Consider the following 16,091-nt stretch of genomic DNA (forward strand, 5'->3'; position numbering starts at 1 on the left):
GTGAGCCGTGTTTTCCAGTATTGGCTGGGGAGAGATCTTCTTCCTTCTCATCATCGGCCTCATCGTGATTGGCCCCGAGCGCCTTCCGGGGGTCGTCCAAGACGTCCGCGCTGCTATCTACGCTGCGCGCAAGGCCGTCAACAATGCCAAGAGGGAAATGGAGCTCAACGGGGCGTTCGAGGAGTTCGAGGAGTTCCGCAAGCCGCTTGGCACAGTCACCGAGTACGCGGCACTCGGCCCGCGCCGGGCGATCACGAAGGTATTGTTCGAGGACCCGGACGACGAACCTACGTCCGCGCCAACGCCGACTCCGGAAAGGCCCGCGGGGCCGCGCCCGGTGCCGAAGCCGCCGACTCAACAGGCCCGTGGCGACGGGGGAGAGGCCGCGGGCGGGGGGTTCTCCTGGGCGGACATTACCTAACGGTACACGCCCAGGTTGAGGCTCTTGCCCGCTAACGAGTCGCGGCGCACCTTGAGCTTCGCGGCGATCTCGTTGAGCACGGAGCCGGCGGGGGAATCCGGTTCGGACACAGCGACGGGGTTGCCCGTGTCGCCGTGCTCGCGCAGGGAGGGGTCCAGCGGTACGGAGCCGAGAAGGGGAACCGTGTCGTTGTCGGTGAGGGCAGTCAGCCGGTCCGCGACGTGCTGCCCGCCGCCTTCGCCGAAGACGTTCATGACGCTGCCGTCGGGCATGACCATTCCGGCCATGTTCTCCACGACGCCCGCAATGCGCTGGCCGGTCTGCTGGGCGATCGTGCCCGCGCGCTCGGCCACCTCGGCTGCCGCCGCCTGCGGCGTTGTGACGACGATGAGCTCGGCGTTGGGCACGAGCTGGGCCACCGTGATCGCGACGTCACCAGTGCCCGGGGGCAGATCCATGAACAGAACGTCGAGGTCGCCCCAGTAGACGTCGGAAAGGAACTGCTGGATCGCGCGCGTCAGCATCGGGCCGCGCCACACGATGGGGGCGTTGCCCTCCACGAACTGCCCCACCGAAATGTGGCGCACGCCGTGGGCAATCGGCGGCATGATCATATCGTCCACGACGGTCGGGGAGGCGTCGGCCGCGCCCATCAGGCCGGGAACGGAGTGGCCGTAGATGTCCGCGTCGAGGATGCCCACCGTCAGGCCCTGGTCTGCAAGCGCCGTGGCCAGGTTGACGGTGACGGAGGACTTGCCCACCCCGCCCTTGCCGGAAGCGACGGCGTAGACGCGGGTGCGTGTGTCCGGGTCGGCGAAGGGGATCTCGGGCGTCGTCTGCGCGCCGCGCAGCTTCATGGCCAGGGCGCGGCGCTGCTCATCACTCATCGTGTGCAGGGTGACCTCGACCTGCCCCACCCCGTCGAGCTCTTCGAGAACGGCGTAGGCGTTTGACTGGATGGTGTCGCGCATCGGGCAACCCGCGATGGTCAAATACACGCCCACAGAGATGTCGTTGCCGTCGATGGAGATGGATTCGACCATGTCGAGCTCGGTGATGGGTTTGCCGATCTCTGGGTCCTCCACGCGGCTGAGCGCCTCACGGACCTGATCTTCGGTGATTGCGGAAGTGGTTTCAGGGGTCGTAGACATTAACGCCAGTATAGGCCTGCCCGCCCCGTGAACCCTCACCGCCGCTTCCGTGAGTACCGTAGTAGGGGTGGGTGCCGAAATGCGGCGCCGAAGAAGATACGACAAAGGACGTGACACGACATGACTCAACCCGCAGGATCCGCACGCGGAAACGCCCCCCAGGTCTCGCCGGAACGCCCAACCGGGTGGCCCGTGGGCAGCTTCACCACCTACGCCGACGCGCAGCGCGCCGTCGATGGCCTCTCCGACCAGGAGTTCCCGGTGGAGGACCTCGCGATTGTGGGCGTGGACCTGATCCAGGTGGAAAGCGTGACCGGCCGGCTGACCTGGCCGCGAGTGCTGGGCGGTGGCGCCCTGGCGGGCGCGTGGCTGGGCCTTCTCATTGGCCTGATTTTCGCCATTTTCTCCATCCCCGGCACCGGCTGGGCCGTTTTGCTCTGGGCCGTGCTCATCGGCGCGATCTTCGGCCTGATTTTCGCGGCGATCAGCTACGGGCTGTCCTCCGGCAAGCGCGACTTCTCCTCGGCGACCACGATCGTGGCCGGGCGTTACGACGTCCTGTGCGAGCCCTCCACCGCGCCTCGCGCCCGCGACGCCATCGCCCAGATGGGCTTCGGTACCCCCGCCGCACCGCGCGACCCCGAGGCCTAGCCGCTCGGGCGACGAAAGAAAGGAATCGGCTCTAATGACCCAGCCCCGGTGGCTTCCCGCGGCGGGCGTGGCCGCTGCCTCGGTGGCCCTCGCCGTCGGTGTCGGCTTCGCCGCAGACGGCATCGCCTACGTCTCGGCGGCGGACGAGCGGCCGGCTGTGACGGTCGGGGTGGACTCGCGCTTCCCCGAGCAGCTCGTTCTGGGGGAGATCTACCACCAGATCCTGCTCTCCCAGGGGCGCCAGGCGGACCTTGTCACGCTGACGCCCGCGGACGAGCTCGGCTGGGGCGAGGTGAGCTTCGCTATCACCTGCACCGGCACGGCGCTGCGCCAGTTCGACCCTTCAGGAGCTGACGAGCTGAGCGCACTACTTGCCGGCGGCACATCCGCCGCAGCGGAATCGACCCCCTCGGAGGACACCTACGCGGCCGCGGTGGGGGTGCTGCCGGGCCACCTCATGACGGTCGACCCTTCGCCCGCTGAAGGCTGCGGCGGCCCGCGCGAGGACGCCCTGCCGGAAAACATCATCCCCGTTTTTCAGAAGATCCTGTTCACGCGCGGGGAGCGGCAGGGCATCAACTCGGCCACGCGCGCGCTGACCACCAACGATGTCGCCGAGATGTCGGAGGACATCGCCGGTGGCGCCGAGCCGCAAAGGGCCGTGGCGGACTGGCTGCAGGAGTACATGGGTATCCGCGTGTCCGACCGCCCGGCCGCGGTCACGCAGGACGAGGTGGATCAGCAGCTGCCGGTGTAGGTGTCGGTGGGGCGCCGCCTGGGTGGCGTCGTGAAGCACAAGCCGAAAAAGAGGGGGCCGGTCCCGGATGCGGGGCCGGCCCCCTTTTCGATGGGGGGTGGTGCTACTTGGCGAAGGCCTCGTCAAGCAGCTGCTTTTCCTCCATCTGGTGGACCTTGGCCACACCCGTCGCGGTGGTGGACTGCGAGCGGCGGGACACGCGGATCATCTCCGGCATGTCCTCGACGAAGTTGCGCAGGTGCTCGTTGTAGAACGGCCACGCGCCCTGGTTGGCCGGCTCGTCCTGAACCCAGCGGATCTGCTTCGCGTTCGGGTAGTTGGCAAACGCGTCGGAGAGTCGGTTGAAGGGGATCGGGTGGAGCATCTCCACGCGGATGATGGCGACATCGTCGCGCTCGTCCTTCTGGCGGCGCTTATCCAGCTCCCAGTAGATCTTGCCGGAGCACAGCAGAATCGTCTCCACCTTGGAGTGATCCGCGCCGGAGATCTTCTTGTTGCCGCGCTCGACGAAGTTCGGGTCGTCGATGACGGACTGGAAGCGGTTGACCTCGATGAAGTCCGCCGGCTGGGAGGTGGCCGCTTTGTTGCGCAGCATCGACTTCGGGGTGAAGACGATGAGCGGGCGCTTCATCTCGCCGAGAGCCTGGCGGCGCAGGAGGTGGAAGTGGTTGGCCGGGGTGGACGGCTGCGCGATGGTCATGGAACCTTCCGCGACGAGCTGCAGGAAGCGCTCGATGCGGGCGGAGGAGTGGTCCGGACCCTGGCCCTCGTAGCCGTGCGGCAGGAGGGCGATGAGGGAGGACAGCTCGCCCCACTTGGTCTCGCCGGAGGAGACGTACTCGTCGATGATCGTCTGGGCGCCGTTGGCGAAGTCGCCGAACTGGGCCTCCCAGGCGACGACGGCGTCGCGGTTGCCCACCGTGTAGCCGTACTCGAAGCCCATGCCGGCGAACTCGGTGAGGGCCGAGTTGTAGACGGCAAAGCGACCGGAGTTGCCCGCCTCGACCGCATTGGCGTCGAGCGGGTTGTAGGATTCGCCGGTCTCCGGGTCGTAGAGGACGGCGTGGCGCTGCGTGAACGTGCCGCGCTGGGAGTCCTCGCCGGCGAGGCGGACGAACTTGCCCTCCTCTGCCAGGGAGCCGAAGGCGAGCAGCTCGCCCCAGCCCCAGTCGATATCGCCGTCCTCGAAGGAGGAACCGCGCTTCTTCAGCACGGAGTTCAGTCGCTTGTTGGGGGTGAACTCCTCCGGCAGGTTGCGGTAGGCGTCGGCCAGGCGGCGGAAAGTCTCCTCCGTGATGTTGGTGTCCAGGCCGCGGGTGAGCTTCTGAGCCTCGGTGATGCCGGTCTGCTCGCTGGGCTTGCCCTCGTTCGCCTTGACGTCGGAGAAGACGGAGTCGAGCTGTTCGTGGAAGTCGCGCGCGGCGATCTCAGCCTCTTCCTTGGTCAGGTCGCCGCGGCCGATGAGGTCGTTGGTGTAGCGGGTGCGCACCGAGGGGTGGGATTGGATCTGCTCGTACATGCGCGGCTGGGTCACCGTCGGGTCATCGGCCTCGTTGTGGCCGCGCAGGCGGTAGCAAATGAGATCGATGAAAACGTCCTTGCCGAACTCGCGACGATACTCCGCGGCGAGCTGGGCGACCCAGGCCGCGGCCTCCGGGTCGTCGCCGTTGACGTGGAAGACGGGGCAGTCGAAGCCCTTGGCCAGGTCGGTGGCGTAGTAGGTGGAGCGGCCGGAGTCCGGGGTCGTGGTGAAGCCGATCTGGTTGTTCACCACGATGTGGACGGTGCCGCCGACGGAGTAGCCCTGCAGGTTGGAGATGTTGAGCGTCTCCTGGACGACGCCTAGGCCGGTGAAGGAGGCGTCGCCGTGGAGCATCAGCGGCATCACGGGGTGGTCGGTGCGGCCCTCGGTGTGCCTGAGGTGGTCATCCTTGGCGCGCGCAATGCCCACCAGCACCGGGTCGACGGCCTCGAGGTGCGAGGGGTTAGCGGCGAGGGAGACCTTGATCTCGCCGTCGCCGAACATCTGGATGTGCTCGCCCTGGAATCCGAGGTGGTACTTCACGTCCCCCGAGCCGCCCTGCTGGGCGGACTGCATGTTGCCCTCGAACTCGTTGAAGATGGTCGCAACCGGCTTGCCCACGATGTTGAACAGCACGTTGAGGCGGCCGCGGTGCGGCATGCCGATGACGACCTCGTCGAGGCCCTGGCCCGCGGCGGTGTCGATGACAGCGTCCATGAGCGGGATGAGGGTCTCGGCGCCCTCGAGGGAGAAGCGCTTCTGGCCGAGGTACTTCGTCTGCAGGAAGTTCTCGAAGGCCTCGGCGGCGTTGAGCTTCTGCAGGATGTACTTCTGCTCCGCGTTGGTCGGCTTGGGCATGCCGGCCTCCATGCGGTCGCGCAGCCATTCGCGCTCGTCGCGGTCGAGGATGTGCGTGTACTCGGCGCCGACGTGCAGGGTGTAGGCGGAGCGCAGGCGGGAGACAACCTCGCGCAGGGTCATGGTCTCCTTGCCGCCGAAGCCGCCGACGTGGAAGGTGCGGTCCAAGTCCCAGATGGTCAGGCCGTGGGTCTCCATGAGCAGGTCACGGGAGTCAGGCTTGGGCAGGCCGGGCTGCTGCCAGCGCAGCGGGTTGGTGTCGGCGACGAGGTGGCCGCGGGAGCGGTAGGCCTCGATGAGCTGCATGACGCGGGTGTCCTTGTTGATTCCCGTGTTGGGCAGATCCTGGGCCCAGCGCAGCGGGGAGAAGGGGATCTCCAGGGAGGCGAAGATTTCGTCCCAGAAGGTGTCGTCGATGAGCAGCTGCGAGATGTCGCGGAGGAACTCGCCGGACTCCGCGCCCTGAATAACGCGGTGGTCGTAGGTGGATGTCACGGTGACGAGCTTGCCCACGCCCAGCTCGGCCAGCCGGTCCTCGGAGGCTCCTGCGAACTCGGCGGGGTAATCCATCGCGCCGACGCCGACGATCGTGCCCTGCCCGGTGGTCAGGCGGGGGATGGAGTGCCGGGTGCCAATGCCACCGGGGTTGGTCAGCTGGATGGTCACCCCCTGGAAGTCTTCGATGGTGAGCTTGCCCACGCGGGCGCGGTTGACGATGTCCTCGTAGGCGTCGACGAACTCGTTGAAGGAGAGGGTCTCGCAGCCCTTGATCGCGGCGACGACAAGCGAGCGCGATCCGTCCTTCTGGGGCAGGTCGATGGCAAGCCCGAGGTTGACGTGCTCGGGCTGCACGGCGAAGGACTTCTTGCCCTCCTCCCGGTAGCTCTTGTTCATGTCCGGGTGCAGCTTCGTCGATTGGACGATGGCGTAGCCGAGGATATGGGTGAAGGAGATCTTGCCGCCGCGGGTGCGCTTGAGGTGGTCGTTGATGAGCGCCCTGTTTTCAAACATGAGCTTGACCGGCATCTCGCGCACCGTGGTAGCGGTGGGGATGCTCAGCGACTCGTTCATGTTCTTCGCGATCGCCCGCAGGGCGCCCTTGAGCTGGGTCTCGCCCGGCTCGACGGTGGCCGAGGCGGCCTTTTCCATGGGGGAGACCTTGGGCTTGGGCAGGGTGGGGGCACCATTCTTCTCCGCCTTCTTGGCGGCCTGGTCCACCTTGGTTTCGCGCCCGTCCTGGCTGGGGGCGGCGGTGGTGGAGGCGACGTGGGCGTCGGTCTTGGCCTTGGTGGCGGAGTCGGTGGACGTGCCGCGCTCGCCAGCGGGGGTGATCGTTGCGGTGCCCTTGGCGGAGGCGGGCGAGCCCTCCTTGTCGAAGAGGTCACGCCACTCCTTGTCCACGGAGCGGGGGTCCTCCTTGTACTGCTGGAACATCTCGTCTACCAGCCAGTCGTTCTGGCCGAAAGTGTTGTCGCTGCTCACGGCAGGTGCTCGCCTCTCTTCTCGGGTGGGGTAAAGCGGTAACTTAATTGACTCTAATTGTGGCCCGCGAACGAGCGCTAACTCGCTCCCGGTTTTCGTGCGGTGTGCGCAAGACCCACCCCCATTAGCGGTTGACGGACCACGCCCGGGCGTACGCGCCACCCCGCTCGAGGAGGGTCTCGTGGGAACCGTCCTCTATGATACGTCCTTCGGCAACCACGAGGATACGATCGGCCCGCGCGGCTGTCGCGAGGCGGTGCGCAACCACGACCGCGGTGCGCCCGGCCGTGGCGTGATCGGTGGCGTCGAGGACGGCTTTTTCCGTGGCCGGATCGAGGGTGGCGGTCGCCTCGTCGAGCAACATGAGATCGGGCTCGAGCATTTCCGCGCGGGCGAGCGCGATGATCTGCCTCTGCCCGGAGCTCAAACCCCGGCCCCTCTCCCCGACGGGGTGGTTGAACCCGCCGGGGATCCCAGCGATGGCGCCCAGCGCGCCGATGCGCCGCACAGCCGCCTCGACTTCTTCGTCCGTTGCGTCGTCGACGCCGTAGGCGATGTTATCCGCCACGGTGCCGGGGAAGAGGTAGGTCTCCTGGGGGACTTGGGCCACGGCGCGGCGCCATTCGCGGAGCGGGAAGTCGGAGATGTCGCGCCCGGCCGCGCGCACGGTGCCCGAGAGGGGGTCGTAAAAGCGGGCAAGAAGCTTGACGGCGGTCGACTTGCCCGCTCCGGTCGGACCAACGAGCGCCACCGTGTCGCCGGCGTGCAGGGTGAGGTCGACCGCGCTGAGCACGGGCTGGGCTGGGTCGTAGCCGAAGGTGACATCGTCGAGAGCGAGGTCCGCGGCCGCGGCGCGGTCGGCGCCGGGAAGCCTACCGCTATCCGGGACGGTCGTGCGGGTCTCGAGCAGCTCGGTGATGCGCCCGAAGGAGATCGTCGCCTGCTGCCACGAGTCGAAGATCTGGCCGAGCTGTTGAATGGGGCCGTAGAGCTGGCCCAGGTACATGGTGAAGGCGACGAGGACGCCGACGGACAGCTCGCCGCCGGCTACCCTGCCGCCGCCGACGGCGATGACTATCGCCGTCATGACCTGCGCGATGGCCTGCATGCCGGGGAAGTAGGTGGCCAAAAGAGCCGTCGAGCGCATGCGGTAGCGCCGGTAGGTGTCGGAGGCGGTGTCGAAACCGGCCTGGGCGGCGTCCTCCCCGAGGTGCATCTGGGTGGGGCGAATCCCGCCAATCAGCTCCGCGAACTGCCCGTTGACGGCGGAGATCTGGGCACGCGAGGCGGCGTACCAGCGCTTCGACAGAATGCGGAAGACGACGGTCGCGGCGACGATGACGGGGACCGCGGCGAGGGCCACGAGCGTCAGCTCCGGGTCGGTGGCGACGAGCATGAGGCACACGCCGACGAGAGTGGCTACCGAGACTATGGCCTGCGCCAGTCCCGTCTGTAAAAAGCTGGACAGGGTATCGATGTCCGTGGTCATCCGGGTCATGATCCGCCCCGACAGGTGGCGCTCGAAGTAGGACAAAGCAAGCCTCTGCAGGTGCGCATAGCTGCGCAGACGCAGCCCGTAGAGCAAGCGCTCGCCCGAGCGTGCGCTCAGGACGGTCATGACGGCCTCGCTCGCCCACGCGGCAGCCACGACTGCCAGCGCGAGCGCGCCCACGCGCCACAGGACAGCCGGCTCACCCTGCTCGATGCCGAGGTCGATGCTGGCGCGCACGAGGGTGGGAAAGGCGAGGTCCGCCAGCACTCCGACGATGAGTAGGGCGGCCGTCGCGGTGATTAGCCATTTCACGTCCCCGAAGAGTTCGGAGATCCGGAAGGGGCGCTGCGCGGCGGTGAGGCGGGCGGCGTCGACGCGCGGCTCTTCCGTTGCGGCGGGGAGTCTTTCTACCCGCTGGCGCAGCTGCGGGGTGGCGGTGATGGCGCCGCCGCGGCCCGTCCCGGGGCCGGAGACGAGCACGTGCTCGCCACTCGGGGCCTCCACGGGCGGCCAGAGCTCGTCGTGCGACGGCTCGGCGGCGGGTGCGGGGTGCCCCGCCGGGTCCATGAGCGCGCGGTATTCGGCGCTGGCTGTGGCTTCGTCGCGGGGCGCATCGAGGATGACGCGGCCGGCTTCGGCAACAACGACGCGGTCGGCGTGGTCGACGGTGGACTGCCGGTGCGCCACCGCGAGCACGGCGACGCCGCCGAGGCTCTCGCGCAGGTTCGCTAGGATCGTGGCCTCGTTCTCGGCGTCGATGGCGCTGGTTGCGTCGTCGAGCACGAGCACGCTCGGCCGCGACAGCAGCGCGCGGGCGAGCGCGACGCGCTGGCGCTGCCCGCCCGACAGCGTCATGCCCCGCTCGCCGACGACGGTGTCGTAGCCGTCGGGGAGGCGTTCGATGAACTCGTCAGCGCGGGCCAGGCGGGCCGCCTCGTGCACCTGCGCGTCGGTGGCGGCGCCGTCGGGCGCGCCCAGTGCGATGTTGTCGCGCACCGAGGAGGAAAACAGGAAGGCCTCGTCGAAGACGCAGGTGACCTTCCCGCGGATGTCTCTTGTCGGCAGGGCGGAGTAATCGGTGGGGTTGGCGTGGGCGTCGAGAAGCGAGATGCTGCCCCCGTCGGGCTCGTAGAAGCCTCCGGCGAGCTGCACCGCCATGGATTTCCCGGCACCCGCCGGGCCGACGAGGGCGACGAACTCGCCCGGGTGGACCTCAAGAGAGAAGCCGTCGAGCACGCGGTGGCCGCCAGTGTCGAAGGTGACGGCGTCGAAGCGGAGCCCAACCTCGCCGTGTGGGGCGGGCGCGGGGGAGAGAGGCTCGGCGCGACCGGGGCGCAGGGCGAGCACCTCGCCGAGGCGGTCGACGGAGCTCAGTCCCATCTGGAGGCGCACGTACTGGTTCGTGAGCATGCTCATCAGCCCCGTCATGGAGACGAGGTAGGTGGTGAACGCGACGAACCCGCCGAGGGAGATCGCCCCGGACATCGCGGTCAGCCCGCCGGCGACGATGGTGATGACCAGCGCGATTTTCGGCAGCTGGGTCAGTACCGGCTGGAAGCGCGCCGTGAGCTTCGCCGTGCGCATCTTCGTGGCGTAGAGATGCCGGCTGAGCCGATCGAGCTCGTCGATGGCGCGTTCCTCGCGGCCGAACGCCTTGACCACGCGCACCCCCGAGACGGTGTGCTCGACGTGCTCGGCGAGATCCGCCGCAGACTGCTGGTTGACCCAGGTCGCGGCGTAGAGTGCCGTGCGCGAGCGGTTCGCCTCCCAGAGAATCAGCGGCAGCAGGGCAAGCGCGAGCAGGCTCAAGCCCGCGTCCATCGCGAACATCACGGCGAGGGTGAAGCCAAGCTGGGCTGCGCGGGTGACAAAAAGGGGCAGAGTGGCCAGCACCATATGGAACTGGTTGAGGTCCGTAATCGAGCGAGACACGACCTGACCCGTGACGATGTCGTCCTGGCCCGGGCCGTCGAGCCGCTGCAGCGTGCGCAGGATGCCGACGCGGACGCGGTGCTGGCTGCGGGTGGCCAAAAGCCCCGCCGAGTAGCGCCGCAACCAGTTCAGGGCGTAAGTGGCTACAGCGATACCCACCATGGCCCACGCGATTTCAGAGACGGAGCCGGGGGCATTGCCGGCGGCAACGTCGACCGCGCGCCCGGTCAGCGATGGCAGCGCGACCTGGGCCACGGCTGCGATCACGGCCGTGAAGAATGCGAGCGCGGCGGGGGTGCGGTTGGCGCCGAACGCCTCAGCAAGCAGCGCACGCCGGGGGCTGGGTTTAGCGTCGACGGCGCATCAGTCCTTTGCGGGGGGCGGCATCGCCCTGGTCGGCGGCCATGCGGCCAGCGGCTGTGTGCCCCGTCGCGGTGCGCACGAAGCGGAGGAACCTGCGCGGACCCTCATCCTCCCCGTCCGCGGGCTGCTCGCCCTCGGCCGGGGCGGTGGGCAGGGCAGCGAGGAATCGTTCGGGCAGCGGGCCCAGGCTGGAGAAGACCGTGCCGATGATCCGCGCCGCCAGTTTTCGGTTCGCGGCAACACCGACGACGGCGCCGATGCCCAACGGGAGGATCTTGCCCAGCCAGGCCCGGCTGACCCTCTTCTGGAGCGACTTCAACGCAACGCGGGTGAGAATGCTGTTCATTTCCGCCAGCCGCGGGACCGAAAAGCGCGACAAGGCGGCCGCCGGGGTGGAGCGCGCGTCCTCGCCGAGCAGGGCGTCAACGACGGCAAGGCCCTTTGCGCCGGTCAGCGCCACGAGGACAATTGCCCGCCGGCGCTGCGGGTCGGAGATATCCACGCCGCGCAGGTGGGCGCTTGCGACCGTGTAGAACACGGCGATGTCGAGGAAGAGGACGGATTCGCCGGCCACTGTCACGCCCCCGACGATGAACCCGATGCCCGGCACGGCCGCGGCGGCCCCGACTCCGGCTCCCGTGCCAGTTACGGCATTGCGGAAGTGCTTGTCCAGGATCTCCTGCACCTTGGCGGGCGTTGCCTCGGGGTGACGCCGGCGCACCCATTCCACGTACGCCCGGATGGGCCCGGACTGCAGGTGCGCCGCCTTATCGACGGCGGAAATGAGCGTTTCCCCCAGCGCCCCAGCCTCGTCCTCGAGCGCGGCGGGATCCGAGTTGAGGGCGTCGGTGATGACGTGCTGCATCTGCGGATCCTTCGCCGTGTCTGCGCGTCGGTCGGTGCCTCGCTTGAAAGCCATGCTGTTCTCCTTGTCTTCGGCGCCTGCGGACGGTCCTGGTGGCAGAGCCCGGCCGGGAGGACGCGTGCCTGAAGTGTGTAGCGCGCGCCGCATGGGTTTGATTCCCGCCGAGACCATATCGTAGCGGCTCGCTAATGTGGGTGGCATGGACTCAGCCTCACGCCCGGTCGCCCGCACGGCGGCAGGGGAGGTCCGCGGAATCATCGACCCGAACACAGGTGTGCGCACCTGGCGCGGGATCCCCTACGGCGCCGACACTGCGGGGGAACACCGCTTTCGTGCGCCGCGCCCGCCAGAGCCATGGGACGGAGTGCGCGAGGCAAGCGAGTACGCGGAGCCGGCTCTGCAGGGCGCTTTTAGCTGGAAAGACCCGGTGATCGGGACCGAGGATTGCCTCACCCTTGATATTGTGCGCCCCGACACTGACGACGTGCTTCCGGTTGTCGTTTTCTTCCACGGCGGTACCTTCGTCACCGGCGCGAGCCACGAGCGGGTACTGCAGGGCCACAACCTGGCGGTGTCCACGGATATTGTCTACGTGTCGGTGAACTTCCGGCTCGGAGTGCTCGGCTACCTGGATTTTCATTCGCTCGGCGGCGACTGCGTGGCCAACCCTGGGATGCTTGACCAGATCTTGTCGCTGCGGTGGGTGAAGGACAACATAGCCTCCTTCGGAGGGGATCCCGGCAGCGTGACCATCATGGGGGAGTCCGCGGGCGGCGCCGCGGTCGTGCACCTGATGGCCGCCCCGTCCGCACGGGGCCTGTTTCACCGCTGCATCGCTCAGTCGGCGCCGTGCGCCAGCGTCCACACACGCCTTCAGGCAGCGATGTGGGTGCGCACGCTTCTCGATGACATGGATATGCCCCGCACCACCACCTTGGCCGACCTCAGACGCGAGGACGCCCGAGACCTCGTGCGGGTGGGGCAGTCGATGCTCTTCAACAGCCGCGAGGTCTCGCAGTTCAACACCTCTTTCATGCCCACGGTGGACGGCACGACCCTGCCGACCCACCCGCTCGACGCCTTCGAGGAGGGTGAGCAGGCGCCGGTGCCCTTCATCATCGGCACGAATGCCGACGAGGCGAGCTTCGCCAAAGCCCTCTACCAGACCACGAAGTCCCGCACGCGCGCCGCGCGGCGGGCGCTGGAGGTGTTTGACAAGGACAACGCGGACGTGGTGCTCAGCGCTTACGGCCACGCGGAGGAGCGTTCGGACTTCGCTGAGCTCATCGCGGACGCGGTGTTCTGGGCGCCCTCGGTGACCCTGGCCACGGCACACCGGCGCGCCGCCCCGACGTGGATGTACCGTTTCGACTACGCCTCGGCAACCAAGCGGCGGCTGGGACTGGGGGCGATGCATACCTCGGACCTTGAGGCGGTGTTTGGGGCCCCGCTGACTACGCGTGCTTCCCAGATCGATCGATTTAGTTCGCAGGAAGGCCTCGGCGAGATCAGCCGCGTCATGCAGCACCACTGGGGATCTTTCTTCCACGGCGGAGCGCCGGGCGAGGAGTGGCCAGTCTACGGCTTCCGCAGTGACGATAAACCAGGCCGGGCAACCGCGGTGTTTCGCGAAAAGTTCTGGGTGGAATTCGACCCGAAAGCGGCCAAACGTCGGGCCTGGGAGCAGTTCAACATGCGCGAGTGGGGCAACAACCGCCAGGACCTCGTGGAGTCCCTGGCCACCTTCGCCGACGAGGAAAGCTCCGGGGAGCAGTAGAGCCGGCGGGCAAAGCAGCTGCTTCGTGGCTAGGCTGGTGCGGGTCGAACTTCGACGGTTGGCCTGCCCCCGCAGCGGGGTGGACTTGCCCACCACCATTTGGAAGGACTTTGGTGCGCCATGAGCTTTTTCGAGGACATCGCCGCCGCCCTTGACCGCGAGGGCATCGAATCGCGAGTGCACGACGAGACCATGTTCGTCCCGATCACGGCGGACGTGGAGATCCAGTTTGTCGAGATCGACCCGCACCTGCCGGCCGCGAACGTGTACATCGCGGCGGCGGACGTGGACGAGGACGACGAGGAGTTCGAAGCGGTCCTCGTCGCGGTGGTGTTCTCGACGGAAGCCGCCGTTGCCACCGTTGCCGAGCACGTTGCCACAGACGAGGTGGTCACGGTCCTGCGAGACCTGCTCGAAGGAACCGATGAAAGGATCGCGGACCTCGAGTTCTTCCAAGACGGCGTCAACAGCCAGCTCGTCCGCGCGGAGGTGGGAGAAAACGCTGAGCTGCAGGTTTTGGTGGAGGTCGTCGACGGTGAGCCGTGCGCCGCAGTGTCGTTTGTGGCACTGTCGGACAACTATGACGAGCTCATGGACGACGCCATCGGCGAGCTCTGGGAATCCGACGGCGAGGCAGAGCTCACGGACGAGGATCGTGCCCGCCTTTTTGAGACGATCCACGACGAGGCCATTTCCGAGGCGGAGGTGCTGAACCTGGGCACGTTCGCGGATTTTGACAGGCTTTTCGACGTCCTCTCGCTCGCCGCGGACCAGGCGGAGGACTGGGAGTCGCAGCTGCTGCCCGTGGAGGACGACTTCGACGAGCCGGACGTGTACGACATCTTCGGCGAAGACGACGGCCCGGGCCTGGAAGAAGACCTTCCCGAGGAAGTTGACGAAGAAGACGGCGAGGACGGGGAAGACGGGGAGGACGGGGAAGACGGGGAGGAAGATGCCGCCTCGGCGAGCCGTGACACGGAGACCGAGATCGACCCGGCGCGCGAACCCTCCGATATCGACGAGGTGTAGGTGCATCTCAGGCCGCCTGCAGGCCCTCGAACATGGAGGCGGGGGAGCGCACGGGGGTGTAGGCGGCGTCTGTGAGCCAGACGTAGCTCGTGGCGCGGGGCCCTGGTATTTCGTGCACGGCCCCGATGTGCTCGGCGGGGATGAGCGCGCGAACCCAGGCTTCCGTGGTGCGTGGTTCGGCGCGTAGCCCGGAGCTGTCCGTCAGGCGCAGCTCGATGATGTAGGCGGGCGTGTGGGTTTCGCCGTAGCCCCGAACGCGGGCCCGGGCGCGGGGGCCGACTCGGCGGCGGGTGACGGCGACGGTGAGCTCCGCGCCGTCGACCCGGGGAAGCGTCTTGAGGGGAGGGCGCCACGAGGCACCCGGGCGCGCGAGCGAGCGCGGGTGCCGGATGATGCTGCGCAGGGCGCTGAGGATCTCCGGGTGGCGGATGGTAATGGTGCGGGCAAGGTTGTGTGTCATGCGTGTGACACTAGGGCGTGTGTTCGACACACCGTTCGAACGCGTCGAACACATGTTCCAATAGGGCCGCCGGAGTACCTTCGCTGGCCCGAGGGATAGGGTGGAAGCGTCATGGGCACTGAGCATTCTTCGGCCGCCACGCGGCCCCGCATTCCCACTGCGATTCATGTACTGGCGGCTGCGGCATTCGTCATCGCGCTCGGCTACGGTTTCATCGCCCCGATCCTCCCGCAGTTCAGCCAGAGCTTCGGGGTATCGATGGCGGCCGCAGGGGCCGTGGTCTCGGTTTTTGCCGCCGCGCGCGTGATCGGAGCGCCCGGCGCCGGACTGCTGGTGGACAGGTTCGGTTCGCGTCCCGTCTATCTGACCGGGTTGCTCATCGTCGCTGTGTCGACCTTCATGGTCGCCTTCGCCCAGGCGTATTGGCACATCTTCGCGCTGCGCTTCATCGCGGGGTTCGGCTCGACTATGTTCACGTTGTCCGCCCAGGCACTCATCGTGCGCGTGACGCACCCGAGCATCCGGGGACGCGCCAACGCGCTGTATGCCTCGGCCTTCCTGCTGGGAAGCATCTTTGGCCCGGTCATCGGCGCCGCGCTGTCCTTTTTGGGGTTCCGGCCGCCCTTCGCCATTTACGGTGTCCTCATCGCGCTGGCCGTCGTGGTCGTCTGGGCAGGCACGGCGCGCTCGAGCCGGAGGGCGGTCCTGCCGCCGAAGCTGCCGGCGATGCCACTGCGGGAGGCGCTGGCCTCACCGACGTACCAGAGCGCACTGACGTCGGGCTTTACCAACGGGTGGGCGAACATGGGGGTCAGGGTCGCGGTTCTGCCGCTGTTCGCCGCCAGCGTGTTTGCCCACGGCGAGGCCGCGGCGGGCCTGGCTCTCACAGCGTTCGCCGTGGGAACGGCCGTCACACTGCAGTTTTCCGGCGCCCTGGCGGACGCAGTCGGGCGCAAGCCGCTGATCCTCGCGGGCCTGGCGGCCATCGCGGTGTTCACCGGGCTGATGGGCTTTGCTACGACGTTTTGGTCCCTCATTATCGTCTCCGTGCTCGCCGGCATCGGCGGCGGGCTGATGAACCCGGCGCAGCAGGCAACTTTGGCGGACATCATCGGCAACGACCGCTCAGCGGGCAAGGTGTTGTCCACGTTCCAGATGACGCAGGATGCGGGCGCGATCGTCGCCCCAATCGCGGCCGGTATGCTCGCGGAAAAGTTCGGTTTCGCTGCAGCGTTCGCCTCCTGCGGCGTGATCGCTCTCGTGTCGCTGCTCACGTGGGCTGTGCACGGAAAAGAGACAGGCACACGCCACGATTAACGCATGAAGGAGTA

11 protein-coding genes are annotated in these 16,091 nt (G+C 67.8%); 6 read left to right on the top strand and 5 right to left on the bottom strand.

Annotation, left to right across the window (positions count from 1 at the left end; all coding sequences use genetic code 11):
• Nucleotides 1-7: 7 nt before the first annotated feature.
• Nucleotides 8-421: a twin-arginine translocase TatA/TatE family subunit gene (locus CAURIS_RS04315; RefSeq protein ID WP_290342989.1), complete on the top strand. Its 414-nt coding sequence runs from the start codon at nucleotides 8-10 to the stop codon at nucleotides 419-421.
• Here the strand turns inward: CAURIS_RS04315 and CAURIS_RS04320 are convergent.
• Nucleotides 418-1,572 (bottom strand): Mrp/NBP35 family ATP-binding protein, encoded by a 1,155-nt coding sequence (locus CAURIS_RS04320; protein ID WP_290342990.1) that lies wholly within the window; start codon nucleotides 1,570-1,572, stop codon nucleotides 418-420. The two genes, CAURIS_RS04315 and CAURIS_RS04320, sit on opposite strands and share 4 nt — an antisense overlap.
• A gap of 120 nt (nucleotides 1,573-1,692) precedes the next feature.
• Here CAURIS_RS04320 and CAURIS_RS04325 point away from each other — a divergent pair, with 120 nt between their 5' ends.
• Both CAURIS_RS04325 and CAURIS_RS04330 read left to right on the top strand, forming a co-directional pair.
• Entirely contained in the window at nucleotides 1,693-2,223 is a 531-nt protein-coding gene (locus CAURIS_RS04325) for a YflT domain-containing protein (protein ID WP_290342991.1), read from the top strand.
• A 34-nt stretch (nucleotides 2,224-2,257) separates the two neighbouring features.
• Nucleotides 2,258-2,980, top strand: a complete 723-nt coding sequence (locus CAURIS_RS04330; protein WP_290342992.1) for a hypothetical protein — start codon at nucleotides 2,258-2,260, stop codon at nucleotides 2,978-2,980.
• A 103-nt stretch (nucleotides 2,981-3,083) separates the two neighbouring features.
• Here the strand turns inward: CAURIS_RS04330 and CAURIS_RS04335 are convergent, their stop codons facing one another.
• The 3 genes from CAURIS_RS04335 to CAURIS_RS04345 form a co-directional block, all read right to left on the bottom strand.
• On the bottom strand, nucleotides 3,084-6,842 hold the full coding sequence (locus CAURIS_RS04335; protein ID WP_290342993.1) for a multifunctional oxoglutarate decarboxylase/oxoglutarate dehydrogenase thiamine pyrophosphate-binding subunit/dihydrolipoyllysine-residue succinyltransferase subunit: 3,759 nt from the start codon (nucleotides 6,840-6,842) through the stop codon (nucleotides 3,084-3,086).
• Between the two features lie 124 nt (nucleotides 6,843-6,966).
• Nucleotides 6,967-10,593, bottom strand: a complete 3,627-nt coding sequence (locus CAURIS_RS04340) for an ABC transporter ATP-binding protein (protein ID WP_435384036.1) — start codon at nucleotides 10,591-10,593, stop codon at nucleotides 6,967-6,969.
• A gap of 19 nt (nucleotides 10,594-10,612) precedes the next feature.
• Nucleotides 10,613-11,548: a hypothetical protein gene (locus CAURIS_RS04345; protein ID WP_290342995.1), complete on the bottom strand. Its 936-nt coding sequence runs from the start codon at nucleotides 11,546-11,548 to the stop codon at nucleotides 10,613-10,615.
• A 145-nt stretch (nucleotides 11,549-11,693) separates the two neighbouring features.
• On the opposite strand from CAURIS_RS04345, the gene CAURIS_RS04350 reads away from it, so the two are divergent.
• Nucleotides 11,694-13,271, top strand: a complete 1,578-nt coding sequence (locus CAURIS_RS04350) for a carboxylesterase/lipase family protein (protein ID WP_290342996.1) — start codon at nucleotides 11,694-11,696, stop codon at nucleotides 13,269-13,271.
• Nucleotides 13,272-13,391: 120 nt separating this feature from the next.
• The gene (locus tag CAURIS_RS04355) at nucleotides 13,392-14,300 is read left to right on the top strand and encodes a hypothetical protein (RefSeq protein ID WP_290342997.1); all 909 of its coding nucleotides are present in this window, start codon (nucleotides 13,392-13,394) and stop codon (nucleotides 14,298-14,300) included.
• A 7-nt stretch (nucleotides 14,301-14,307) separates the two neighbouring features.
• Here CAURIS_RS04355 and CAURIS_RS04360 read toward each other — a convergent pair whose 3' ends face one another.
• On the bottom strand, nucleotides 14,308-14,760 hold the full coding sequence (locus tag CAURIS_RS04360; RefSeq protein WP_290342998.1) for a hypothetical protein: 453 nt from the start codon (nucleotides 14,758-14,760) through the stop codon (nucleotides 14,308-14,310).
• A 111-nt stretch (nucleotides 14,761-14,871) separates the two neighbouring features.
• Between CAURIS_RS04360 and CAURIS_RS04365 the strand changes: the two genes are divergently transcribed.
• Nucleotides 14,872-16,077 (top strand): MFS transporter, encoded by a 1,206-nt coding sequence (locus CAURIS_RS04365; RefSeq protein WP_290342999.1) that lies wholly within the window; start codon nucleotides 14,872-14,874, stop codon nucleotides 16,075-16,077.
• Nucleotides 16,078-16,091 lie beyond the last annotated feature (14 nt).

It is taken from the genome of Corynebacterium auris (assembly GCF_030408575.1).
Taxonomy (GTDB): Bacteria; Actinomycetota; Actinomycetes; order Mycobacteriales; family Mycobacteriaceae; genus Corynebacterium; species Corynebacterium auris.